The following is a 25217-nucleotide window of genomic DNA, read 5'->3' as shown; positions in this document are numbered from 1 at the left end:
CAATTCGGGACTATGCAAACTTATTCACTAGTCTATGCATTTTGTTGAATATAATGTTTGATATAATCCAGATAACTTTTTTGCAAGTCTTCAGGCAATCGATCCAAACTGAAAAATTGCAAATCGATCGACTCATGCTCATCTAATTCTAGTTCACCTACATAATCTTGTGTCGAATAGACTGTAGTCACAGAGTAGAGTTCGTCGCCATTGGCTACTTTTAAATAATATTCCGCACCGGAAAATACGCCCTCAAGGTTCAGTTCTCCAATATCGAGTCCCGTTTCTTCTTTTACTTCCCTTCTTGCAGTTTCTTCGAGGCTCTCTCCTAGTTCCATCAATCCTCCTGGAAGCCCCCAGCCACCGTCACTTCTATGCTGGAGAAGTAATTGACCCTTATTGTCAAAAACCAGCACAACAGCTCCTGGCAAAATAAGCGGCCTGTGGCCTACTAATTCCCTTAACTCTCTGATATATCCCAACTCATTCACTCCATTTTTTATTTTTTGAATAATGCAGCTAATAGTGCAGAGGTTCCAAATTGTAAGGATTCAGGGCCCATGTCCCTCATTTTCCGGATTTCGATTGTTTTAAAGTCGTTAAAAATCCCCTTAAGTTTTTCATCCGTAAAACCTAAACCGCCTCTCATGCTTCTACCTCTATAGACTTCCCAATCGGTAATGCCGACTCCACCCAGCTCTCCTCCCTCGACAAAACAGGTTAGTGCAAAGGCACCACCAGGCTTTAATGCTCTTTTTACCAAATCAATATAACTCATTCTCCTGTGTGGCGGGATGTGGTGAAAGCAGCCAGAATCATAGACCAGATCGTATGTACCTTCTTCAATTTCCAAATCAAAAATATTGCTTTGAATAAAATTCACATGGACCCCTTGTTCTTTTGCCCTTTCCTCAGCCCAATCCAGTCCTTCTTTAGATTGGTCTACTGCATCAACAAGAAAGCCATTCCTGGACAAAAAAATTGCATTCCTTCCGGGTCCACATCCTAATTCCAACGCTTTTCCCGACTTAAATCTCTTCGTTTCAAGATATTCCACTAAGTTCTCATCGGGATGATTTTCAAAAAAAGGAATTTTTCTTTCGCGATCCGAGTAAAAATTATCCCAATTGAATTTATTTTCTTCTTTAAGAAGATTATCTAGCATTCTTAATAAATCCTCGTAACTATGAATTGTTTCTTTCATAAAACCCCTCCTCTTAGAACTCTCTCGTTTAGCCTCTCACTGGTGAAATAAGGTGAATATGGCGTTTGTTGCTGTTTGGCTTGATCAGTATCGGCCTCATCGGTCCAAAGAAGTTCAATACAGCCTCTTCTTCGGTAAAAGCTCTTAGCGCTTCAATTAAAAAGGTGCTGTTCAACGATAGGGATATTTGCTTTTCACCATGAAGTTCAATGACTTGCTGTATTTCTTCAATATTGCCTAGTTCCGGGGAATATGAAGAGATCTTAAGGGAGCTTCCATGCATCAATTCCAATTTAACGTTGTTGTTTCTGGATTCCCGGTTAAATAAACTTGCCCGGTCGATTCCCTTTAATAGTTTGGAGGTCTGGACCGTAATCATTGTCTTGGGATGTGCTGGAATGAGACTATCAAGGTCAGGATAGTTCCCTTCAATTAGTCTTGAGTACATTGCGAGATTTTGAACTTTGAAGACAAAATAGTTCTCACTTACGTAAACAGCAATCATAGCTGTTGATTCCTTGAACAATCTCATGAATTCTTTTACTGATGCTAGCGGCATAATATAGGAGCCTTCAATGTCAGTTTCTATTTCGCTCTCTATCAGAGCCAGTCTGTGGGAATTAGTTGCTGCACATTTGATTTTTGCATCCTGAAATGTGACCAGCAATCCGGTCAGCACGGGGCGTGTATCAATTGAAGAGGCAGCAAACGCCGTTTGGCTCACCATCTCATGTAAAAGACGGCCGGGTATTTGGACACTTCTATTAAGGTTAATGACTGGAAGCTTAGGATATGTCTCTACGTCAAAACAGCTTAACACTACAGAGATTTCGTCACTCCTGATTGATAGCTTTTGTCGATCCGTTAACTCAACTATAAGTTTCTCTGGAAGCTTCTTCACCAATTCCACTAGATATTTTGCAGGTACAACAACACTTCCTGTTTCATAAACAGTCAACTTCCTATCAGCCTCAATCGAGATAGTTCTTTCAATGAAAAATAAGTGGTTACAAACGATAAGGGTTAATCCATTTGCGTGGGCTGTAATTTTAATACCGCTCATGATATGCAGTTCTGTTTTTGCTGAAATACTCCTGCTTAATTCGGATAAAGCTTCATAAAAACAGCTTCTATCAATTATAAAATTCATGGCCTTTGTCCTTTCAATTTGCCTATGTATTAAATTCGACAAAACATTGGAAAATCCTTGTAAAAATAGAAAAAAGCGACCTTCTTTTCAGAAGAGTCGCTGAATATAAAAAGCTTTATTTTTCCAAAATCACCTGGATCACATGACCAGTCCCGGTATGCAATTGACCTTCAATTCGTTCCTGTTCTCCGTAGAAGAAATGCAACACTTTAAATCCTTTCAGCCATTGTAACAGATCTGCTGGATTGTAAAGCATATCTACTGTTTTTGGCCCGCCTGTCCCATATTGGACCTGATCCTCGGAATATACTTCAAGCATGACAATGCCACCTGGTTTTACAGCATGTACTAATTTATCAAAGACAGTCTTTTGATCATGCTTGGCAAAGTGACCGAAAACCATGATTGCTGCGTCGAATTCTGCATCTGGGACTGAATCGTGGATTAAATCCTTCTGTTCAGTTTCGATTTTCACTCCATTGCTTTCAGATAGTGCTTCAGTTTTCTTCAACCCATTCTGCGCATAGTCATAAGCTGTGACATCAAGACCTTGTTTCGCAAGGTAAACAGCATTCCTGCCTTCTCCTTCCGCGAAACATACAACCTTCCTACCCTTTTCCAGTCTGTGCGCCTGGTTCTTTATGAATAGGTTTGGTTCCTCACCATACACATATTGTTCAGACCCAAAACGTTCATTCCACGTATTGCCCATTCTATCACCCCTCCTTATTATACCCATAACCCTTTTTATAGTATGATTACTATGCATAAGGCTAATCTATTTTTAAATGGGTATCAATAAGATATGGAGGTAGATTTAATGAGAGAATTAACGACAATGGATGAAGTTAAAAGCTTGATCAGTGATAATGAATTAAGCTTTATTTATGTATTGACCGACAGCTGAAGTGTCTGCCATGGTTTGCTTCCTCAGGTTGAGGAAGTGATGAAAGATTTCCCTAAAATCGAAACCGGTCTGGTCAATGCTGAAAAGGTCGAAGAAATAGCAGGTTTCCTGATGGCGTTCACCGTCCCTGTACTCGTTCTCTATGCAGATGGGCGAGAATATTTAAGGGAAGCCAGGTTTGTCCAGGTTGAAAAGCTAAGGGATGATCTCAGCAAAATTTATGAAGGATTTTTTGGGGAATGAGAGCTTGGAATTAAAAAGCTCTCATTCCGGCAAGTTGAGATAATTTTCATACCTTAATTTTCCTTCAGAGGAGTATCCAGAGATTTTTGTTGTAAGGCTTTCGGCATTTTCAGCACCTGATAAATAGTACCATAACTTCCTATTATGGCTGGGTAAGATTTTTGCACTGTACTTGCCATGATTGACCTCTAAAATGATCTTTGTAATTTCCGGGTCATGGATTTCTCCGATGAAAACAGTGTTATATGTATTCTTCCCATTTGAAGAGTTCTCTCCCAATAACCAGGTTGAAGCCCCAAAGGTTACAGGCTTCGGATTTCCGGATGCAAGTTGTTCAAAACCTGACGCCCCTCTGTATTGCCATCCTTTTATTGTATTCACAAACTGAATGATCCCAAATCCATCATCCTTTTCATATATAGAAAAAGCATTTTCACCCCTTATTTCCTCAGTAATGAGAATGTTGTCAGTATCAATTCCACTGTCCAACAATGCTTGTTCAATAGTCTGTCGGTCTAGTTTGATGTCCTTTACTTGATCATTATTGCAGCCAGTAACAAACAGGCCTATCGTTAAAATAAACGCTAAAAATGATTTGTTCAAAAAATCACCCTTTCACTTTTACTGTACCATATCTAAAACAGACTTTTCTAAATAATGTTACCTCTTATCACTCAAAAGCGGCTCTCTGTAGGTTTATTACCTACCAGAATGTAATTCTGAAATAAATCGCTTTTCCCTTTATTTCCCACAAGGAAGAGGGTATGATATTTTCTCCATTCAGTAAAATAATCAATGGACAAACTTCCTTTCATAAGGAGAAAAAACATGAATATAGAAACGATAAGGAGTGCGATCATGGGAATATTAAGCGGGAATCCTAAAGATGAACCAATGCATTATGGTGAGGTATATGGCACGTGGAGCCATCTATCCGTCAATCACGGACTGATTGCAGCATACCAGACGTTTATCAATCATATTGGTGATGAGGACCTTAAAAAACTAGTGCAAGAAGCCATTGAAGCAATGCAGGAAGAAAACAAGCAGGTTGAGGAATTGCTTAAGTCAAACGGAATTGGTCTCCCTCCTGCCCCTCCTGAACGCCCGGTTGCTCACCTGGAAGATATTCCACCGGGAGCAAGATTCAATGACCCTGAAATTGCCGCTGCTGTTTCGAAGGATGTTGCAGAAGGATTGGTAGCAGCCAGTACAATGATTGGACAAGCCATCAGGGAAGATATCGCTGTTATGTATGGTCAGTTCCATATGGCTAAAGCACAATTCGGTGCAAAGATGCTGAAACTGAATAAAACTAAAGGATGGCTAATCCCCCCACCGTTGCAAGTTAAGTCCACAGAAAGTTAAATAATATTATTATGTAAACTTAATAAATGAAAAACAGCAGGCCCTCTAGGATCTGCTGTTTGGATTGATCATCAAATTTGTACGAAGTATACTATGGTTCGGACAAATTCCTGTTGGTACCCTTCAAATTTGTCCGAAGTGTACACGTGTTCGGACAAATTTCTGTTGGGTTCCTTCAATTTTGTCCGAAGTACACCCAAGTTCTAACAAAAGCACGTTGAATTCTCTCAATTTTGTCCAAAGTATACCCATGTTCAGACAAAATCCAGCTGGTTTCCTTCAAAAAATCTGTCCGAAACCTGTACCCATCTTCGAACAAAAGCATGGTTGTGAAACAACCATTTAGTAATCTCCTCTAAAAATAAGACTTTGTTTGAAGTAACCTGTAGCTTGCAACAATCCATGTAAACATCCCTAGATTATTTCTTCCAAACCCTCTTGTTCTCAACTCTTCTTGTATATCCTAGTGCATCAAGGCGCTCAAGGAAAGGAATCATGTATTTCCGCGATAACTCCACTGCTTCCTTGGCCTGCGGTACCTCAAACTCATCCCCTGTATGTTTTCTTAGTCTCTCCACCGCATCCTCAAAATGAGCGCCGTACCAGGCATATTGATCATCAAGAAGGACGATTTCACCCTGGTCTTCAAGGAAACGTTTCAATTCAGCCGCAATGGAGTCTGGGATGCCGGCATTTTTTATATAATCATTCAGATAAGCAACTTTTAGGCCATCTTCCTTTAGTTCATTAAGCAGATTCTCTGTCCGCTTCACCCAGTTTTTCGGGACATGGGGAGCAAAGCTGGCTAGGGAGATATACTGTTCTTTCCTGGAAAATAAGCCCTTGTTGATGCCGTTGTCGATAATGAATTCAAGCAGGGTTTTAGAGAATGTTTTTTGCAGTGATTGAAGCAGTTCGGCTTTGTTCATGCCAGTTCGCATAGGGTTTTCTAGATGGTAATTATCTAGACGGTCCTTTATATCTTCTTCAATGACTTCGACTACTGATACAAGAGCATATTCCTTATTCGAAATCCGGACGAATTGTTCATCATTCAAGTTGGTCAAAATCGATCCTTCATCCAGAGCAGTTCGCTTAATCAGTTCTTCGACAGATAAACTCTTTGCTTCATATAAAGCGGCATTAATTCGTTCAATTGGAGTACCTGCCTTCTTTTTCTCCAGCTCTTCAATTGTCTGCTGGCCAAATCGATATTTATTTCCACGAGGGTCGATTACCCACCCGCCGCCAATCGTTTCCTGCGGACTTGGCCTGCGAACGATGAACCGGTCCCCGCGCTTCGTGACGATTTTTTCATCAAGACGGAGCTGACAAAGTATCTCCCCGTTGTCCTCTTTTAGTTCATTTCGGTCAAAAAAGACAATCCGGCCCATTACTTCGGCGGTACCGATATGGCACTTAATTGGGGTCCTTTGTTTTACCAAATGCTCAAGGTCCTCAACAACCCTGATTGCGACATCAATCGTATTCGTTACGATAAAATGTTCAGAAGAGACTAAGACTTCCCCTCTTTCAAGATCATCTTTTGAGACACCTGATAGATTGATGGCTGCTCTCTGCCCTGCGTAAGCTGACTTTGCTGGCTGATGGTGCACCTGCAGCTGACGTGCTCTCACTTCAACTCCGGACGGCAAGACTTTTAAAAGCTGGCCCTCTTCAACTGTCCCTTCATAAACAGTGCCTCTGACTACGGTACCTTGTCCTTTAACCGTAAATACCTGGTCAATCGGCAGCCTGAAAGCCCCCTTAGCATCACGCATTTCTTGCTCTTTCAGCTTTTCTATGATCAATTCTTTTAATTCATGGATTCCTTTTTTTGATAGACTATCGACCATCATAAAAGGTGCATTCTCAAAGACTGAGCCTTCAAGCTCACTTAAAATATCGTCTTTCACAAGTTCTATGAACTCCTCTTCCACCCTGTCGATCTTTGTGATTGCAATAATACCAGAACGTATTCCGAGGAAGCCTAGTATATCCAGATGTTCCCTTGTTTGTGGCATGACCCCTTCATCAGCAGCAACCACCAGTACTACAAGGTCAATTCCAGCCACGCCGGCAATCATCTGGCGGATGAACCGCTCATGTCCAGGCACATCCACGACGGAAATTTGCAGCTCTTCATCCTCATATAATGGCGCAAAGCCAAGTTCAATTGAAATTTGCCGTTCTTTTTCTTCTTTCAGGCGATCAGTATCCACGTTCGTCAACGCCCTAGTCAACGATGTTTTCCCGTGGTCAATATGACCTGCCATCCCTATGGTAAAATACCTCTTGCTCAAATGCTTACACCTTCTTTTGATATGTATAAAATAACTCTAACTTTAAAAGCTAAATAGTTCAAGCAACGAAAATTAGACAATTATATTTCTGCAAATTCTTGCTAAAAGCTCAAGAATAATCATCCATTCAAAAATTAACCTTCTGTCCATAGTTATTTCATAATTACAACTTAATAAAACGAAATAATTTTTCAGGGAGTGAAGAAAATGAGTGACAAGCAATAACAATTATTGAAGGGTCAAAGCATGTTGAAGTCAAGATAACAGTTACTGATATCACTGTGAATATCCAGGCGCACCTTTAAATTCTGGTTGCCAAACTGGATATTCTATAAAATCCAGGCATTTTGCCCAACATTACCTTAAAAAAATCAGCCTGCAGACAAATAGAATGGTCTGCAGGCTGTTTATTATGAGTGTCAGTTGTACATAAAACGGAGCATAGCGGCGGCTGCCAGCCTGCTTGTCATATCCCGGAAGTCTTTCGAAGGATCTATTTCTACGATATCCATCGCCTTAACTTTTTCATGGGAAGCGGCAGCGGCAATACTTGCAAGTAATTCCCGGCTGGTTATCCCACCCGGTCCAATTGCCGGGCAACCGGGCGCGAAAGCCTGGTCAACGACATCCATGTCAACAGATAAGTATATTATTTCTACTATTTCAGATAGTCTTTCCAGTTCTTTTTTAATGATATGAAGTATCCCTGTATTCTCTATGTCTTCCATTGTATAGACATAGATTCCCTTGTCTTTTGTATAATCATGATATTCCTTCGCATTCGCATAATCACGAATACCAATTTGGACAAGGTTCTCCCCCTTTAAGTGACCACCCTCAATTAGACTTCGGAATGGTGTCCCATTTGTCCGTCCGCCATCATCAAGATTCCTTACATCATGATGTGCATCCCATTGGATAACCCCTACTTCACCGTAATGTTCCTTGAAAGCGCGTATGGAAGGATAGCTGACACCATGATCTCCGCCTAGCATGATAAACCTTTGACAGGCGTTCTTTTCAAGCATCTCCCTAACACTGATATGCAGTCTCTCGATGGATTCCTCCAAATCTGTGGGATGGGTATGCACATCGCCAAAGTCAATAATCCTAATTCCATTGTAATCTTTCTCTTTTTCACCAGAAAAAGTGGAGAATGAACTCAAGCTTGCCCTGATTGTTTTCGGCGCGTCTGAAGCCTGTGATAAAGAAATAGATGTTTTAGAGAATGGAAGACCGATTAAGCCGATCTCCCCTTTCTCCCCTTCAGAATAAGGTATCAGACACTCATTTACCTTTGTGACGAACCGGTCCTTGAAAATTACAGGCTTACCTGGCTGAAGATAACTGAATTTCACCATAAGGTGTCCTTTCCCAAAGTTTTTTACCAGAATGGTAAACACTTTGTGCGTGGTTCACACCAAAGTGGTACGGGATATATTTGTAGTTAGGCACATCCCAGATGACGAAATCGGCTGATCGCCCTTCTTCTAATGTCCCTGCCTCGGAGGCTTTCCCGATTGCATGGGCAGCATTGACCGTGACTGCATTCCAGATTTCTTCCGCAGCCATCTTCAACTTCAAAGCTGCCAGTGACATAATCATCTGCAGGTTCTCGGTAACACAGCTTCCAGGGTTGAAATCTGTCGCCAAAGCGACTGCCGCCCCTTCATCAATCATCTTTCTTGCCCGGGCATAATGGTCCTTCCCCAGGTAAAATGTCGTTCCTGGAAGCAGAACAGCTACTGTATTCCCTTGGCTTAGTTGCCTAATTCCTTCATCTGAGGCGGCAACCAAATGGTCTGCACTTGCTGCCCCTAACGACACGGCAAGTTCAGTTCCGCCAAGCGGATCAATTTCATCAGCATGAATTTTCAAGCCGAATCCCTTGTCCTTTGCTTGTTGTAGAAACATCCTTGACTGTTCGATGGTAAAAACACCTGTTTCACAAAATATATCAACGAACTCGGCAAGTTTGCCTTCCTTAATATCATCAAAAAGGCGGGACATTTCTTCCAGGAACTCATCCTCCTTCCCTTTAAAGCCGGGAGGAACAGCGTGGGCACCCAGGAATGTCGAAACCACAGAAACAGGGTACTTTTCTTTTAATTTCTGAACCACTCTCAGCTGCTTGAGCTCTGTCTCAGCATCCAGGCCATATCCACTTTTGGCTTCCAGTGTCGTAACTCCGTAAGAAATCATTCTTTCAAGATGGAAGGAAGCTTTTTCAAACAATTCCCCCTCTGTGGCTTTTTTAGTGGATCCTACCGTCGATAAAATCCCGCCTCCCTGAGCAAGGATTTCTAAGTAAGGTACTCCAGCTTGCTTCAAGGATAGTTCATGTTCACGAGATCCCCCAAAAACCAGATGAGTATGCGGATCAACAAGACCAGGGGAAACAACCTTTTCCTGGGCGTCAATTCTTTCGGAAGCCTTTAGTGATTCGGCTTCAGCACTTGAACCCAGCCAGGCAATTTTCCCATCCATGATTCCTATTGCTGCGTTTTCACTTATGTTCAGCTCTTTCATTTCCTGCCCCTTCAAAGGCTTTTCAGAGCTATTGGGTAAAATAAGCTGGCCGATATTGTGTACTAATAAATCGTATGTCAATCTTCTCCACCCTTTCTTTCTCGAATTGACCTGTTGATTTCCGTTCCAGGCGCTTCGCATTCCGCAGGACATTGATTGTATTTTCCTCAACCCTGTCCACGCACGAGGTTCCGAGGCGTCTTCGCACCTTCCACTCCAATCAACAGTGCTAATATACATTAAGCTTCTTAAACGTATACTAAAATTGCGACCGATTAGTCATTTAATAGCCACGGGCAATGTGTGGTTTCAATCAATTCAAACACTGCCTCTTTACAATTTAAGGAAGCATCGGGATGTCGACGCCTTTTTCTTTCGCTGTTTCAATCGCTTTATCATAGCCTGCGTCTGCGTGGCGGGCTACTCCCATGCCTGGGTCTGTAGTCAGTACTCTTCTAAGTCTTTCCTCAGCAAGGTCTGTGCCATCCGCCACTACGACCATTCCTGCGTGAAGGGAATATCCCATGCCAACTCCTCCGCCATGGTGGACAGAGATCCAGGATCCTCCGGCTGCAACGTTTACTAGCGCATTGAGAATCGCCCAGTCTCCGACTGCGTCGCTGCCGTCCTTCATTGCTTCTGTTTCGCGATTTGGAGAGGCAACGGACCCACTATCTAAATGGTCGCGTCCAATTACGATCGGCGCTTTCAATTCACCTTTTCGCACAAGTTCATTAATTGCCAACCCCATTTTCACTCGCTCACCATAGCCAAGCCAGCAAATCCGTGAAGGCAGACCCTGGAATTCCACTTTTTCCTGGGCCATGTCAATCCAGCGCTGAAGGGCTTCATTTTCCGGAAAAAGCTCCTTGATCAGTTCATCTGTCCGGTGGATATCAGCTGGGTCTCCTGATAAAGCTGCCCAGCGGAACGGTCCTTTTCCTTCACAGAACAGGGGCCTGATATAAGCAGGAACAAAACCAGGGAAATCGAAAGCATGCTCCTCCCCATGATCCTTGGCAACCTGACGGATGTTATTACCGTAATCAAATGTCACTGCACCTCTCCGTTGGAATTCAAGCATGGATACGACGTGCTTAGCCATTGAGAAAGATGATTGCTTTACATACTCTTCAGGATTTTCCACGCGAATTTTAGCTGCTTCCTCCAAAGTAAGACCAACCGGAATATATCCATTTAGCGGGTCATGTGCAGAAGTCTGGTCCGTTACAATATCAACTTTAAAATTCCTGGACAATAATTCAAGGTGGACTTCGGCTGCATTTCCGACTAGACCGATTGATAGGGCTTCTCCTTTATGCTTGGCTTCCTTAGCCCACTCAATGGCTTCATCAATTGAATGTGTCATCCTGTCGCAATATCGCGTATCTATCCGCTTTTTGATCCGTTCTGGATCGACTTCAACAGCAATACAAACCCCATCGTTCATCGTGACTGCGAGAGGCTGCGCTCCACCCATGCCTCCAAGTCCAGCTGTCAACGTAATAGTATTTTTCAAGGTGCCGCCAAAGTGCTGTCTCGCAACCTCGGCAAATGTTTCATATGTCCCCTGAAGGATTCCCTGTGAACCAATATAAATCCAGCTTCCTGCAGTCATTTGTCCGTACATCATCAAGCCTTTTTTATCAAGTTCATGAAAATGGTCCCAATTCGCCCATTTAGGAACCAAGACGGAATTGGATATTAAAACTCTTGGTGCAGCCTTGTGCGTTTTGAAAACAGCTACAGGCTTACCAGATTGGACGAGCATCGTTTCATCATTTTCCAGCCTGCGCAGCGTATCAACAATTGCGTCGAATGCTTCCCAGTTTCGCGCCGCTTTGCCAATACCACCGTATACAACTAGATCCTCCGGTTTTTCAGCGACCTCTGGATCAAGATTGTTATAAAGCATCCTTAATGCAGCTTCTTGCTCCCAGCCTTTACATTCCAGTTCAAGACCCTTTTTTGCTTTAATATTTCGTTTCGCTTCGATTGTCATTGTTTACACACTCCTCATTTTTTTATTTTTCGGCTGTTAAATACGCTGTTGATTTCCGTTCCATGTCTAAAAACAACAATAAGCTTTACCAAAGCCTAGTTTTTAAACCAGACTCTCCTGCTTTTTTATAGCTGTCCACTGCACTTTATTTTTTTTTAGCCAGTCTGCAAGTCTTTCGATATCTTCGGAGAAGATTCTATCCTCAGTAATGGAAGGAACTATTTTTCTCACTTCCTCATAGAATCTCCTTGTTTTAGGTGCCATTTTTTCTACACCACGGTATTGAACCGCTTGAAGGGCACAAATACATTCAATAGCCAGTACACGTCTTACGTTTTGGATGATACTATGTGCATGTCGGGCAGCGATCGTTCCCATGCTCACATGATCCTCCTGATTGGCAGAGGATGGGATGGAATCCACGCTTGCAGGATGAGCGAGAGTCTTATTTTCAGAAACTAGTGAAGCAGCACTGTATTGCATGATCATCGCACCAGACTGAAGCCCTGGTTGCGGACTCAAGAATGGAGGCAGGTCATTTAATTGCGGATTTACCAATCTTTCAATCCTTCTTTCCGAGATACTGGCAAATTCAGCAACTGCTATTTTCATAAAGTCCATCGCAATCGCAATCGGCTGTCCATGGAAATTACCTCCCGAAATGACTGTCTCTCCCCCATCAAAAATAAGCGGATTATCCGTTGCTGCATTCATTTCAATCTCAAGCTTTTCCTTTACATAATCAAGTGCCTGCCACGAGGCACCATGTACCTGAGGAATACATCTTAATGAATAAGCGTCCTGGACCCTTTTTTCCCCCTGTCGAGTCGTCAGGTTGCTGCCGGCGAGTAAATCTCTCATCCGCTCCGCTACATCCATTTGCTGCTGGTAACCACGCGCTTCATGAATCGCGGGATGGAATGCGTCAATAACACCTTCAAGTCCTTCCATTGTAAGTGCGGCAATCCATTCTGATTGATGTGCGAGATCATTTGCTTCAATCCAGTTGACAACACCCATTGCCGTCATCGCCTGGGTTCCATTAATAAGGGCAAGGCCTTCTTTTGCCTGTAATACAATTGGCTCGAGACCTTCTTTTTTATATGCCTCTTCTGTTGCACAAACCCTTCCCTCATAAAACACTTTGCCCTCACCTAACAGTACTAGTGCCAGATGCGATAGTGGCGCTAAATCACCCGAAGCGCCAAGTGAACCTTGCTGCGGCACAACCGGATGGATCTGCAGGTTGATCAATTCTTTCAACCTCTCAGCGATTACCGGCCTAATTCCGGAAAACCCTTTAATCAACGCATTAAGTCTGAGTAAGACCATCGCACGTGAAACAACCTCTGGAAATGGTTCTCCTACTCCGCATGCATGTGACCTGATCAGATTTAACTGCAGGGCATTGACATCCTGTTCATTAATAATGACATCACTAAATTTGCCGAATCCTGTATTGATGCCATAAATGGTCCGCTTTTCGGCAACGATTTTCTCAACTGCTTCCCTGCTTTCAGCAACCTTCTTCATACTATCGGGACTGATAACGACTACCTCGTCGAGATAGCAAACCTGCCTGATTTGCCCCAAAGTTAACGTTTCTCCTGTCAAAACAACCATTCTCGTAACCTCCTGGATTGCTAAATAAAATAAAAGGAGGCGACAATGGCATACTTAAACCATCATCGCCTCCTACTGACTAGTGGACTATAGGCAATGCAACTTTATATATGATTGATTCCTAAACCAACCGTTTCGTGTTCAGACCCTTTTACAGGAGCGCCGATCGTTCCATAAAAAGCGACAGCAATCCATTCTCCTTCTTCTTCATCGGTAAAAGGTGTTCCACGGACAACGGCAAAACGAAGGCCGACAGTACGGCTCATCTCGCCAATGGACAGATGACCACGCGTGACACCCTCCATCCCTTCCATGATCGCATGGTATAGTGCGTGGGTTTCACGGTACAAATTGGGATGTATGAGGCCATGGCGTTTGGCAGCGGTTTCCACTGCGGAAATAACTTTTTGCATGTTCATCGATCCTACTTTGCCAAGGCAATAGCTTACATCTTTTAAGGTATCCTGGAAAAAAGCCATTTCTTCTTCTGTAAAAGATGCAAGCAGGATCGCTGTTTTACCAATCGCAATTTTACTCATGACTGACCCCGTTTTCTGAATTTTAACTATTGACTAATAACTTACATTAATTTTATGTTCACTTCGCGCTAATGTCAACAGATATGGTAAATTTTAGTATTCTAATATAGTAGTATGATACCTTGTTAAAGTATTGAAAAAAGCGCCCATTAGGCGCTTGGTTATTGCTTATTTTCAATTGACTCAGCCAACCTGAACAAAAAACCATAGATCAAAATATAAGCTTCTCCAACTGATAAATCCTCTTTGTATCCGTCTAGTCCATTCAATGCGAAATTCAGACTCCATACTCCTTCATTGGCATCGAACATCAAATCATACCTAGCACCTTCACCATGGAGGTTCTCCTCCAGATATTTCTTGATGCCAGATTCATATTTCTTCTGAAGTTTAAGTCCCAGCATAACATCATATGTTGCGAACACATCATCTTTTTCTATACTGACGGCATCAACATTGATCAGGTCAAACCATTTGGATTCCAAATACATAAATTCATTTTTTTGCTTTTTAAAATAACCAATTGGCTGATTTAGAAACTCGGATGATTCTTCACCAAGGAACTCTTCAGTTTCTTTGTTGCCTCTTTCAATATAAGCTTCCTCAAAACGAGCATCAGGCTCTAATTCTTTTGTTTGGACTCCTTGAAGCAGTCCTTGACGTTCTGCATATTCTTTTTCTTCAGTATGTAATTCAACAATATCCTTTTGTGATGTTATATACTTCTCCATCTGGTTTTTCAACATATTTATGGCCTCCATATTTATTTAGCTGATATTTATATTGAATGGTAACTTTGTAAATAGCAAATATCTTTATCAGTTTTCCCAAAACTTTATTAAGAATTTCGCCAGTATAGTCACATCCCCATACAAATCACTGCTTTTCCCCATATCCTGTTAATACATCACCACTCTATAAGAAAGGAGAGGCGCGTTTTATGAATTATTATTACAAAGATGATCATCGCCCTGACGATGATTACGCTCATAAGAAGGATAAATCTAAACACCGGGATAGAGATAAACACAAGGATTGGGACGATCACAAAGATTGGGATGACCACAAGGATCGGGACCACCACAAAGATTGGGACGATCGCAAAGATCGGGACCATCACAAAGGTCGGGACCATCGCAAAGATCGGGACCATCACAAAGATCGGGACCATCACAAAGATTGGGACGATCGCAAAGATTGGGATGACCACAAAGATTGGAAAAAGCATAAAGATTGGGACGATGACTTTCATGACTGTGGCTGTAAAAAAGGGCACCATGATGAAAAACATTCCGACAAGTGTATATGCAAAAAAGTCAGGGACATAAATGAAGCACAGCACAAGGTAAATAAAAGGAAACACGGATGTGATGTAAGCTGCGACCGGTCGATCAAAGAGCTGCTTAATCAATGCAAGCAATCAAGCTACGATACAATACCGTTCAAATTATTATGCGGCTGCAGCAAAGGAGACTGCGAGACATTCGTTGGTACAGGTGTAGTAAAAATCGATGGCTGCTTTTTTGATATCAAGTCTAGTTTTTTCCGGGTTGTTGACTTTGTGAAAGGATCTGACTGCTGCGCGATTCTTGAGCTGCTCTGTCCGGAACGATGTGAAGGAAAGCATCACGGTATCGAGGGATTCACAAGGACTGGAGCTTGCTTTGAAGTTGATTTGAAGGATTTTGTCGGCATTACTTGCTTCCCTCCTGTAAAAGCGAAGAAGATGGATCCTAAGAAGATATTATGCTCTCGACGCTAAAACGAGGATATAACGGTGGATTTTCAATATAGATCTACAACCCCACATCAAGTGGGGTTGCTTTATTTGTCTTTTAATCACATTTGTCCCGAATTCTCTTAACATTTTCACTGCTAATAAAAAAATATGTGATTGCCCTCTATCATTCGTCTATTCCTTTGCCGTTGTACTGGCATATATAAATAGTAAGTCAAAAGAAAGAAACGAAAACAATCTGTTTCTTACTGCTTTTGATTATAATAAAAAAGGAGTGAAAAAAATGAAGAGAAATACAGGTTGCAACTCGTACCATGGCTGCCCGCCACAGCTTTCTTGTGATAAAGCAAAAACGATTCGGGTAGATTGCGATAGTGATTCCTTCCATCCATATGGCAACAAACTCAAATTCCCAGTCGCCGACATCAATGTAGCTCTGGCCGAAGTAGAACTACAAGTTGAAGTTGAATCTGACATCGAGCTGCCAACAGCAGCACGTGAAATCAAGCATATGCGCAGAAACGTTTCCCTGACTCAATGCAAGGCGATCCGCTCTGCAATGGATTACAAAAAGGTAAAACTCTATATTTCTGGTGTTGTTCATAAAAATATCCAGTATGTAGAACAATGCAGTGGCATGCTGAAGGACTACAGTGTTGATGTACCATTTACTTGCAGTGAAGCTGTCCATGTCTTCAACTATCCTGATTACGAACATCTAAGCCAGAAGAACACTGTCTATGAAAGAAGATTCATTGATAAAAAAGGCCACGGAGCTGATGAGTGCACCTCTGGAGCATTTACGTATGAATACTATAATGAGCCAATTGAATGCAAACTTCTTGCTTCTTTCGTCAACGACCTTGACCTTTACAAGGATTTTGACAACTGGGGCAGATTCAGCCGCATCACTGAAAAGATGGAGGTTGGTTTATTCTTCAAATTGCTTCAGAAGCAGCAGGTTGACTTAGACCATTCCCATGGATACAAAGATAAAGAAGAGTCATCTTCATCTTCGTCATCATCCTCTTGGGAATCAGACTATAAAATGGAGCACGAGCCAAAAAACATGAAGCACAGAATGGATGCCTTAATGAAACGCCATGAAGGCTAATACCAAAGCAAGGGTGTCTCACCTGAGGCACCCTGTTTTCCTTTATAGCGAAAGCAGCTTTTGTAAATCCAGGCACTGTGTTTGAAATAGCTCCATTTTCATCCTTGCCGTACCCTGGATCATTACTCTGTCGTTTTGGATGAATTGTTCATTCCATACACAATGCAAACTCGATAAACTGAAATCCACTTTTTCTACTAAACTCTCACTATATTCACGGGTATATCCTTCTTCCCTACCAAGATTTGAAGTGAATAAATATTCCTTGCTGTCTTTGGAAGATAGTTCGGGCTTATGAATCCATTTTACCGGAATAATTTTTTTCCATGGGATGTGAATCTTAAGTGAATGCATCGTCCCTATATTGTCAGCACTTACATAATCAATGTTTATCAGAAATATTCCTCTAGTGAATAAATTGGCTGACGGGAGTAATACCTCAGCATCAATCGATTGAAGCGAGCACTCGACATTAGAAACAGATGAAATCTGCCTTGAGAGGCTAAATGTATCAAAGATATCTATTTCAAGGTCAACATCTGCCAGGTGTAAAGGAAGTCTCACCTTCGTCTTTTCTGTCCTATTATTTTTTCCACTGTATGCTGCCGTAGCCAATTTCATAGGTTCCGAGGATGATTCAGATGATTCATATTGATAATCAACTGATTCCTCGTGGTTTTCATAATAATGAGGTTCATCACCTGACTCGTCTATGGCTGACAACTGATTGGCTGATTCCTCTTCATAAAGGAAACTGCTGGACTCCTCATATATTTTTTCATCAGAGGATTCATCAAAGTCTCCCTGAAATTCTTCCTTTAAATGTTCCTCCTCATCATTAAAAATTGCTATCGAATCACTAGATTCTTCCTCTTCCTCATCTATTGTAAATTGTCTTCTTGAAGCAGAAGACTTTTCTTCGACACTATTAATAACAGGAGGCGCGAGGATCAATGGCTTGCCTGAACTCTTTGCTTTGGGACGCAATCTGTTTTCATTGAAATTCTCGGCAAGATCTTTATCGATTTCCTCAAAAACTTTTTCCATTTCCGGGTCACGTTCAGACACTCTGCGCTCTACAGAATTATTTCTCCAATTCCCCTTGAAAAGATGCATTTCATGAAACGTTCTATTTGTGTTTTCCATCTTCAATGGAAGGGTCTGCTTTTATTGCAACCTATCCCTACCCTCCTTTCTTTAATGGGGTAAAAACATAAAGGGGCATATACTATTGGTGCCTAGTATAATACCCCGCCTTTTATCTAATATTTATTCTGATTCGTCATAGCAATCTGGATCATTTGTTGCTGATGAAACGCGGATTTGTTGATTTTGAAGTACGCGGACAGTGAAATCAATGACCATTTTTTCTTCGATTGTCTGGAAATATCCTTCATCGATCGGTGAAGATGTAGGAAGCGGCTGTCGGTCTATCGCTTCATCCCATTCAATGATTTGGCTGGATACTAATTCACAGAAAGGCAACTCGTTATAGTGCTGTGAGCTTTCCTGATGAAATTGGCTCAAGTCGCTTGTCAGCAATTCATCTTTCTCCGGAAATCCTGTTGATAAAGGTTTTGACACGAAAAAGTCGAATTCCTTACGGTTGTTTACTTGAGGCAACACAGGCTTTGAAAGGAAGTCCTTCACTTCTGTTACTACCTGGAACGGAATATCTACTGTATAAGAATGCAAGTCGGAAGCAACTGAAGATGATGATGAAGCTTCGATTTCCTGACTCGGACTTGCATATTGGATATTCTTCCTTACAAACCCTTTGATAAACAATTTATTTGTCGGCAAAAGCAGTCTGCATTGAGTCAATTTTATTCTCTTTTTGATATCCTTGATTTCCAGCACTGGTTCCGGAAAGTTGATCATCGTATCCAGATTCACGTGCAGGGTCAGTTCCGCAAGAACGACAGGAACTTTGGTTACCAACTTTCCCAGGCTTACATGTGGATGGTGGTGCCGAGGTGAGCATTCAAAATGATCTGTTGAAGGCTTACACTCAAAATCGGGCTTTTTATTTTTATCTAATTCAAACATACATGGCTCCTCCTTATAACTCCTTAGAGTGAAGATGCTTTATCCTATGCACTTTGATTTTCTGGGTCTAGGCATTTGCCCGTATTCAATTACAAAATACGGGGCAAGTACCCAATGATATCCCTTTATATTCAGGGAATGTACATGTTAAATTTCATTATAAAAAAATTTTTTTAAGGGTTTAAGTCTTCTTATAATACTTGCAAAAACACATCAAATGAATATGTATAAGTACATAGAAAAAGACGATATCAGTTGATACCTGATATCGTCTTGATCCTTTTTTCTTACTTAAGATCACAGATTAGAATTAGTCTGCGATAATCCTTACTTGCTGGTTTTGAATTACTCTAACCCGGAATTCCAATAAAGACTTTTCAACCATATTATAGAATACTCCTTCTTCGAATGGAGCATTATGATGCAGGGGATGACGGTCAATCGCTTCATCATATTGAACGATTCGGCTATCAATCAGCTCACAGTAAGGAAATTGATTATAGAATTGGTCACTTACCTGGTGGAATTGCGATAGGTCGCTAGACAGGAGTCGGTCTTTTTCAGGAAAACCAGTTCCTAATTTCTGAGCTCTAAAGAAATCGAATTCGAAGCGCGAATTAAATTCTGGAAGGACTGGTGGTCTATCAAAATCTCCTGCTGCAATTGTAGTTACACAGTCGAATGGAACGTCAACAGTTAGTGAGCGCATATCAGATGCTACACAATCACCGCTTGTTTTTGGGCAAGGTGTTGCATATTGGATATTTTTGCGGATATATCCTTTAATGAAAAGTGGAATATCAGTAATTAGATTTCCCGCATCATCAAGCTCAGCCCCACCAAGCAGCAATGTGCACTGGACAATCTTAACCCTCTTTTTTATATCCTTAATTTCTAAAACCGGATCTGGGAAATGAATATTAGCATCAAGATTGCTTGTAATACGAACTTCAGTAAGAGTTACTGGCAAATTAACAAGTGCTGGTCCTGCAGCAATATTGCCTGATAACGCCTGAACGTTAGCACACTCAGCCTTAGAGGCAGACTTATTTATGCTAACACATTTGTGGTTACCATGTTTATCATTAGTCATTTTTTTTCCTCCTTTAAAATTTCTTGTACAATTTATCCTATTCATTCTAGATTTTTTGGACTAGATAAATGAATCAGCACAAATGCGGATTTTTTACAGATAATCAATGTTTCCTCATTATTTAAATTCTTTACTACATAAAAACTAGGTACTTGCACCATTGAACTTGCCTTTTGCATAGGATTCATAAGGAGGAGGATAAAATGAACAATTATAATTATTTCGCAGTCGACATAGGCAACAGCTGGTATAAGGTTCTGGCCTCTGATCACGGAGAGCTGAGGGAATACCAAATGCCAAACGCCATCGCATTGTATGATGATGAGTTTTACGAAAAGCCTTATGACGAGGAAGATATTGATCTAGAGGAGAATTTGATCGTAGAGATAAAAAGCCCGGCGATTACAAATAAAAGAGAAATTTTTTATGCTGGAAAAGCGGCTGCCAAGCAAAGAAATGTCAGCCTGACAGCAAGCAATAATCAAAAAGCTGACGAAGACCGCACATATATCCTTCTATTTGCCGCGGCTGCCTACCATGCTTCAATCATAAATCCAAATGATATCGAATTAAGTTATTGTATAGACCAATTAGCTGTATCTCTTCCAACCACGCAATATAAGGAGAGGAAAGAAATACTCAAGCAGCGCTTGATTGGTAACCATACCATTACACTCCATAAAGTGCCGGGAATTCCGGAGCCGAAAGAACTGATTGTCAAGCTTGAAATCAAGGATGTGATTGTCGGCGCGGAAGGAGCCTGTGCCTATTTAGGATTAATCCGGGACATTGATACACTGACAATTAAGGACGATAACCTGGTGAAGGATTCTAAGAAGGGAATCATAATTGGCGACCTGGGCGGTGATTCAGTAGATTTCGTTGGAATCAAGAACAGTAAGCCTGTAGCCTCAGTTGAAGGCGACCATTTTGGAATCAATTTGTTCTTGGATACGATTATAAAAAAAGTCAGTAAGAATGAATTATACACTTTCGACTCAAGGTCAGAACTTGAAGAAAAGCTATTCGCCGGCCAATCAGAATGGTATGTCGAACCTTTTGCTGGTGTCAGGAAAGATATTAGCAAGTATGTAATCCCTCAATTGAGGATCATGGCAATAAAGTACCTTGAGCACTTTGACCGCGCAAGGAGCAGTTCCAGTGAAATCAAAGGAGCTTCCCGTTATATCGCTGTTGGCGGTGCAGCAAAACTCGCCCAAAATCAAATACAGGAAGCCGCAGTAAGATGGGCTGATAAGGGGCGGCCGATTGAGCTGACTTTCCCAGAAAACCTGGAAAAATTGAACGTCTTCGGACTCATGATTTTAGCCAAAATGAATCAACTCAAGAAACAACATGAGAATACCGAGGAACTAATTTCCATTGAAGGATGATCGGTATGTCAAACACCTATACGGATTATGTAAATAAGATCGCGATAACTGTCCCTGAACGATATATTGATGTTAAGACTGGTGAGTCGTACTCGATTTCACCTAAAATAGTGGACCAAATCGAATATCATGCCGATAACAGTTCACTGAGCCATCTTGTTCTATCCGCTCTCCATCATTACCTAAATCCCAAGCCCGTATTGAGTGGTGGCTCTGCTGAAATCCTTCAGCAGCTTGCTGACATTCGAGCGATGCTTGAAAATGGAACCTACCTCATCCAGCCACCTATAAAGGAAAGAACCATGAAAGAACAAACAGAGGCCGCAAAATTACTCAATATGAAGGAAGTTGAGGATATCCTTGAAGCGTTCGGGGGCTAGTCATATGAACAAAATTAAGGACGGTACTAATGTACACGTCCTTCACTTTTGTATTTTGGTCTTTTGAATCTATCTTCAAAGTTAAAATCATTTCTTTATTTAAGTACATTTGAAATAATTGAGAGTAGTTTTGGGTAGTGGCGGACGAAGAATTCATGATCTGTGGTTTCAGCTTTATTATAGAAATCGATGATTCTATTGGCTGCTTGTTTTTTGCGGACAGCCGGAATGTGGAAAAAGTCTATGATCGGGGAATAGGTGCCATCCCCTGCAGGAAGAAGATATCCTATAAGCAAATCGCTTTCCTTTGGCTGATGGTATATTTCATTATATACTCCGACTAATCTCTCCTTCATGAGAATGATATCATTGAGTACTAGTACTCTTTCCCCAAGAATTCCCTCAATGTAATAAACTCCTGGAACTGCATATGTCCATTCACTGATGAGTGTATGCACTTTGGGTTTCATTCTGCTTTTATATCTTGGCGTGTCCAGGTAAAGCTCAAAGATAGACTTCTTCTCATGGCTGAGACGGTGGGAAAACACTGCCCAAGAAATAAAGTGAGGAACCAGTGCGGAAGCAATTTTTTCGGATATCTGTTCTGTTTCTAAAAATTCATCAATTAATCCAAGCAGATATGCACCATAGTAATCACTGCTGAAATTGAATATATCTCCAATCTCTTCAAAAGCCAGATCTTTTATTTTCTCCTGAATTGAGACTACCTTTTTTTCAACTGTCATATTTTTCTCCTTTCATTTGTAATGGATCACCTCCTTTATCATAGCAGAAAAACAAATACACTAGAGGGTATTGTTTGTCTGAATTTTTACAAATTTAACCTTCGCTAAAACATGCTCATCTTATACTTTGCAGACATGCTCTCTAGCAGCTTGATTCCACCAATGCTGTTTCCTTTCTCATCAAGGGCTGGGCCTAAAATGCCAATTCCGAATCTGTTTGGAACAGACCCCATTATCCCTCCTGATACACCACTTTTCGCAGGAATTCCGACTCTGACAGCAAACTCTCCCGACGCATTGTACATCCCACAGGTAACCATAAACGTTTTACATAGGCGAGCCACATGGGCAGGAATCAATCGTCGGTTAGTGACAGGCTCCAAACCATCCATTGAGAACACACAGCCAATTCGTGCCAGATCCAGGCAATCCATTTCAATCGCGCATTGCTTCGTATACACCTTCAACAATTCCTCAACATCCTCATCAATAACCCCATGCTGCTTCAAGAAATAGCATAAAGCCCTGTTAAGATCTGAAGTTTCATATTCAGACTGAGCTACTTCATGTGAAAATCCAATGGAAGAATTACCTGCCAGTTCCTGGATGAACGAGAGAATTCGTTCAAATCGTTCATCCGCATCCTTCCCCTTGATCATATGAGTAACAGCCAATGCGCCTGCGTTAATCATTGGATTCAACGGTTTAGAAGGACTGAATTCAAGCTTGACAATTGAATTGAAGGGATCACCAGTTGGCTCATAACCCACTTTGTCAAAAACGGCTTCTTCCCCGTAATCTATGAGGGCAAGTGCAAGTGTCAATACTTTTGAAACACTTTGCAAAGTTAGCTTCTGCTGGATGTCTCCGGCCGAAACACAAGTTCCGTCATCATGAAAAATAGCGACGGACAACTCTTCAGGATTTGCTTTCGCCAAAGCAGGAATGTAGTCTGCAACCTTTCCGCCATCAGTGTATTTCTTTGCTTCTTGTACCAGTTCATTCAATTCATCAGTAGTTCTGCAAGGCATAATTTACTCCTCCGAATCATTAATTCTAACAATTACCAACCCACATACTTCTTTCCCATCTTTTCCATAGAAAAAGGGCAATGGTGTGAACATTGCCGAATTTTACGAATAGAGCATAGTTTAAAAGCGTCCCGATTTTAAGATAGAATAAATAATCCATAAAAACATTCCGAATGCAATGATGAACCCTACTTCAATTGCCGGTACGCTTGTCAGTATAGTATTATTGCCAAATGTTGCTCCGACAATCAGACCCAGAACAACAATACTGAAGGCTAGCAGTGTCAAACTGAAGGAAACCTGGTTGCTAATCCGGTCGAATTTATGAAGGATCCGATTGATATCCGATAAGCTGATTTCAAATTTCAAATCACCTTTAGAAGCTTGATTCAAAACATCTTCAACCTGATTCGGAATATTGGTGAATGTATCTGATAAGTCCTCGGCTTTATTCCAAAGTCTTTTTCCCATTTTAATCGGATCATACCTCTCCCTCATGATCTGTTCTCCATAAGGCTTAGCTAACTCAATCATATCCAGGCCTGGGTCAATTTCAGAGATGATTCCTTCAATCGTGATCAACGCTTTCCCCATCATTGTCATTTCCTTAGGCAGGATGATCCGATGTTCCTGTGCCGCAGCAAACAACTCCTTGACCGTTAAGCCTAAACTTAGACCTTCTTTTGACGACCTTTCAACCGTTTTCCTGATTCCATCTACTCGGTCATAAAAATGCTGTTCATCAATATCAGAAGGCACATACGCCATCCTGAAAATAGACCTGACAATCTGATGGGTATCTTCCTGCATGATTCCCATCATCATTGATGCAGAATCATATCTCAAGCTTGCTGACAAACGACCTACCTGCCCAAAATCTATAAAAATCAGCTGTTGAGTTCCTGGATTATAAAGGATATTACCAGGATGCGGATCAGCGTGAAAAAAACCTTCCTTTAAAATTTGGGTTATGAATGCACTTACCAATAAATCCGCAATCCTTCGCTTTTCCCCATTTTTTATAATGATTGTATTCAATTCGTTGAGCTTGATACCATCAATCTTTTCCATGGTCAGGATTTGGGGAGTCGAGTATTCATGAAAAATGACCGGCACCTTAATAGATTCGCAATCTTCAAACTGCATTTGGACCATATCCGTATTACGGGCTTCCTCCGTGTAATCTAGCTCCCTGCGGATTGATTCAGACAGCTCTTCAACCATGTCAGAGATATTGTAATATTGAGCCCAGTCATATCGCTGCTCAATCATTCTCGCAATATCCCTTAAAATTTCAAGGCCGTATGGACTGTCTGCTTAATGCCCGGCCGCTGGACCTTCACCATGACAGACTCCCCAGTTGACAGTGCTGCTTCATGAACCTGTCCGATGGACGCTGCTGCTACATAATCCTCATTAAAATAGGTGAAGACTTCGTCAACAGGCCTGCCAAACTCTTGGTGAAGCTTCTTTTTTATTTCATCAACAGGCACTGGGGGAACTTGATCCTGAAGCATTTCCAATTCCTTAACAATCTCTTCAGGAAGCATATCACTCCTGATGCTGAGGAGCTGTCCAAGCTTTATAAAAGCTGGCCCCAATTCTTCTAGCATACACCTTATACGGTACCCTGCTTCTTTTGTGTTACCGTTTTTTACATCTGCCGTGATCCGATCCTTCAACGACAGGACATGGAACAGCCCCACCTCATCAAGTACATAGCCAAACCCATACTTCACAAATGATGAAGCTATCTCTCTATATCTATTTAAACGTCTCAATCGGTCCGTCAACATTCCATCAC

At 41.5% G+C, this 25217-nt stretch carries 25 protein-coding genes; 6 read left to right on the top strand and 19 right to left on the bottom strand.

The genetic code is table 11. The annotated features are described in order from the left end of the window. Positions 1-32: 32 nt before the first annotated feature. From ACH0QE_RS03705 to ACH0QE_RS03690, 4 genes are all read right to left on the bottom strand, one after another. Positions 33-482: an NUDIX hydrolase gene (locus tag ACH0QE_RS03705; protein ID WP_415799346.1), complete on the bottom strand. Its 450-nt coding sequence runs from the start codon at positions 480-482 to the stop codon at positions 33-35. A 17-nt stretch (positions 483-499) separates the two neighbouring features. Then, positions 500-1204, bottom strand: a complete 705-nt coding sequence (locus ACH0QE_RS03700; RefSeq protein WP_415799345.1) for a class I SAM-dependent methyltransferase — start codon at positions 1202-1204, stop codon at positions 500-502. Between the two features lie 28 nt (positions 1205-1232). After that, on the bottom strand, positions 1233-2354 hold the full coding sequence (gene dnaN, locus ACH0QE_RS03695; RefSeq protein WP_415799344.1) for a DNA polymerase III subunit beta: 1122 nt from the start codon (positions 2352-2354) through the stop codon (positions 1233-1235). 115 nt (positions 2355-2469) lie between these two features. After that, positions 2470-3066, bottom strand: coding sequence for a class I SAM-dependent methyltransferase (locus tag ACH0QE_RS03690; RefSeq protein ID WP_415799342.1), 597 nt, complete (start codon positions 3064-3066; stop codon positions 2470-2472). Between the two features lie 234 nt (positions 3067-3300). Between ACH0QE_RS03690 and ACH0QE_RS03685 the strand changes: the two genes are divergently transcribed. Beyond that, positions 3301-3504 carry a thioredoxin gene (locus tag ACH0QE_RS03685; protein ID WP_415799341.1) on the top strand — a complete coding sequence of 68 codons (204 nt, stop codon included), beginning with the start codon at positions 3301-3303 and terminating at the stop codon, positions 3502-3504. Between the two features lie 21 nt (positions 3505-3525). Here the strand turns inward: ACH0QE_RS03685 and ACH0QE_RS03680 are convergent, their stop codons facing one another. Continuing rightward, positions 3526-4107 carry a hypothetical protein gene (locus ACH0QE_RS03680; RefSeq protein ID WP_415799339.1) on the bottom strand — a complete coding sequence of 194 codons (582 nt, stop codon included), beginning with the start codon at positions 4105-4107 and terminating at the stop codon, positions 3526-3528. 255 nt (positions 4108-4362) lie between these two features. Here ACH0QE_RS03680 and ACH0QE_RS03675 point away from each other — a divergent pair, with 255 nt between their 5' ends. After that, complete coding sequence (locus tag ACH0QE_RS03675) at positions 4363-4872, top strand: DUF3231 family protein (RefSeq protein WP_415799416.1); 510 nt, start codon at positions 4363-4365, stop codon at positions 4870-4872. 419 nt (positions 4873-5291) lie between these two features. On the opposite strand, the gene selB is transcribed toward ACH0QE_RS03675, so the two are convergent. From selB to ACH0QE_RS03640, 7 genes are all read right to left on the bottom strand, one after another. Further along, entirely contained in the window at positions 5292-7175 is a 1884-nt protein-coding gene (gene selB, locus ACH0QE_RS03670) for a selenocysteine-specific translation elongation factor (protein WP_415799338.1), read from the bottom strand. A gap of 419 nt (positions 7176-7594) precedes the next feature. Then, positions 7595-8536, bottom strand: coding sequence for a formimidoylglutamase (hutG, locus tag ACH0QE_RS03665; protein WP_415799337.1), 942 nt, complete (start codon positions 8534-8536; stop codon positions 7595-7597). Next, positions 8505-9785, bottom strand: a complete 1281-nt coding sequence (hutI, locus tag ACH0QE_RS03660) for an imidazolonepropionase (protein ID WP_415799336.1) — start codon at positions 9783-9785, stop codon at positions 8505-8507. The genes hutG and hutI overlap by 32 nt, the downstream gene beginning before the upstream one ends. Before the next feature lie 259 nt (positions 9786-10044). After that, a complete protein-coding gene (gene hutU / locus ACH0QE_RS03655; RefSeq protein ID WP_415799334.1) occupies positions 10045-11706 on the bottom strand; it encodes a urocanate hydratase in 1662 nt (553 codons plus the stop codon). A gap of 102 nt (positions 11707-11808) precedes the next feature. Continuing rightward, positions 11809-13329 carry a histidine ammonia-lyase gene (gene hutH, locus ACH0QE_RS03650; RefSeq protein WP_415799333.1) on the bottom strand — a complete coding sequence of 507 codons (1521 nt, stop codon included), beginning with the start codon at positions 13327-13329 and terminating at the stop codon, positions 11809-11811. A 104-nt stretch (positions 13330-13433) separates the two neighbouring features. After that, complete coding sequence (gene hutP, locus ACH0QE_RS03645) at positions 13434-13868, bottom strand: hut operon transcriptional regulator HutP (protein ID WP_415799332.1); 435 nt, start codon at positions 13866-13868, stop codon at positions 13434-13436. A 161-nt stretch (positions 13869-14029) separates the two neighbouring features. Beyond that, positions 14030-14614 carry a branched-chain amino acid aminotransferase gene (locus ACH0QE_RS03640; protein ID WP_415799331.1) on the bottom strand — a complete coding sequence of 195 codons (585 nt, stop codon included), beginning with the start codon at positions 14612-14614 and terminating at the stop codon, positions 14030-14032. A gap of 194 nt (positions 14615-14808) precedes the next feature. On the opposite strand from ACH0QE_RS03640, the gene ACH0QE_RS03635 reads away from it, so the two are divergent. Further along, positions 14809-15630: a CotY/CotZ family spore coat protein gene (locus ACH0QE_RS03635; RefSeq protein WP_415799330.1), complete on the top strand. Its 822-nt coding sequence runs from the start codon at positions 14809-14811 to the stop codon at positions 15628-15630. Between the two features lie 259 nt (positions 15631-15889). Beyond that, positions 15890-16720 carry a CsxC family protein gene (locus ACH0QE_RS03630; RefSeq protein WP_415799329.1) on the top strand — a complete coding sequence of 277 codons (831 nt, stop codon included), beginning with the start codon at positions 15890-15892 and terminating at the stop codon, positions 16718-16720. A 42-nt stretch (positions 16721-16762) separates the two neighbouring features. Here the strand turns inward: ACH0QE_RS03630 and ACH0QE_RS03625 are convergent, their stop codons facing one another. The 3 genes from ACH0QE_RS03625 to ACH0QE_RS03615 all read right to left on the bottom strand — a co-directional run bounded on the left by ACH0QE_RS03625 (position 16763) and on the right by ACH0QE_RS03615 (position 19862). Continuing rightward, the gene (locus tag ACH0QE_RS03625) at positions 16763-17872 is read right to left on the bottom strand and encodes a hypothetical protein (protein ID WP_415799328.1); all 1110 of its coding nucleotides are present in this window, start codon (positions 17870-17872) and stop codon (positions 16763-16765) included. 117 nt (positions 17873-17989) lie between these two features. Continuing rightward, positions 17990-18769, bottom strand: a complete 780-nt coding sequence (locus ACH0QE_RS03620) for a CsxC family protein (RefSeq protein ID WP_041965805.1) — start codon at positions 18767-18769, stop codon at positions 17990-17992. A 310-nt stretch (positions 18770-19079) separates the two neighbouring features. After that, positions 19080-19862 (bottom strand): CsxC family protein, encoded by a 783-nt coding sequence (locus ACH0QE_RS03615; protein ID WP_415799327.1) that lies wholly within the window; start codon positions 19860-19862, stop codon positions 19080-19082. 203 nt (positions 19863-20065) lie between these two features. Here ACH0QE_RS03615 and ACH0QE_RS03610 point away from each other — a divergent pair, with 203 nt between their 5' ends. Further along, positions 20066-21256: a hypothetical protein gene (locus tag ACH0QE_RS03610; protein WP_415799326.1), complete on the top strand. Its 1191-nt coding sequence runs from the start codon at positions 20066-20068 to the stop codon at positions 21254-21256. A gap of 5 nt (positions 21257-21261) precedes the next feature. Next, positions 21262-21636, top strand: coding sequence for a hypothetical protein (locus ACH0QE_RS03605; RefSeq protein ID WP_415799325.1), 375 nt, complete (start codon positions 21262-21264; stop codon positions 21634-21636). 95 nt (positions 21637-21731) lie between these two features. Here the strand turns inward: ACH0QE_RS03605 and ACH0QE_RS03600 are convergent, their stop codons facing one another. The 4 genes from ACH0QE_RS03600 to ACH0QE_RS03585 form a co-directional block, all read right to left on the bottom strand. Next, positions 21732-22382 (bottom strand): hypothetical protein, encoded by a 651-nt coding sequence (locus ACH0QE_RS03600; RefSeq protein ID WP_415799324.1) that lies wholly within the window; start codon positions 22380-22382, stop codon positions 21732-21734. 104 nt (positions 22383-22486) lie between these two features. Continuing rightward, positions 22487-23413, bottom strand: coding sequence for a glutaminase A (gene glsA / locus ACH0QE_RS03595; RefSeq protein WP_415799323.1), 927 nt, complete (start codon positions 23411-23413; stop codon positions 22487-22489). 120 nt (positions 23414-23533) lie between these two features. Beyond that, the gene (locus tag ACH0QE_RS03590; protein ID WP_415799322.1) at positions 23534-24685 is read right to left on the bottom strand and encodes an ABC1 kinase family protein; all 1152 of its coding nucleotides are present in this window, start codon (positions 24683-24685) and stop codon (positions 23534-23536) included. 14 nt (positions 24686-24699) lie between these two features. Next, positions 24700-25209 carry an AarF/UbiB family protein gene (locus ACH0QE_RS03585; protein ID WP_415799321.1) on the bottom strand — a complete coding sequence of 170 codons (510 nt, stop codon included), beginning with the start codon at positions 25207-25209 and terminating at the stop codon, positions 24700-24702. Between the last annotated feature and the right edge of the window lie 8 nt (positions 25210-25217).

Origin of the sequence: Mesobacillus sp., assembly GCF_047739415.1 — a bacterium.
In the GTDB taxonomy this organism is placed as follows: Bacteria; Bacillota; Bacilli; order Bacillales; family Cytobacillaceae; genus Mesobacillus.
The sequence above is the reverse complement of the archived record's forward strand: the minus strand, read 5'-3'. Positions and strand labels throughout refer to the sequence as shown.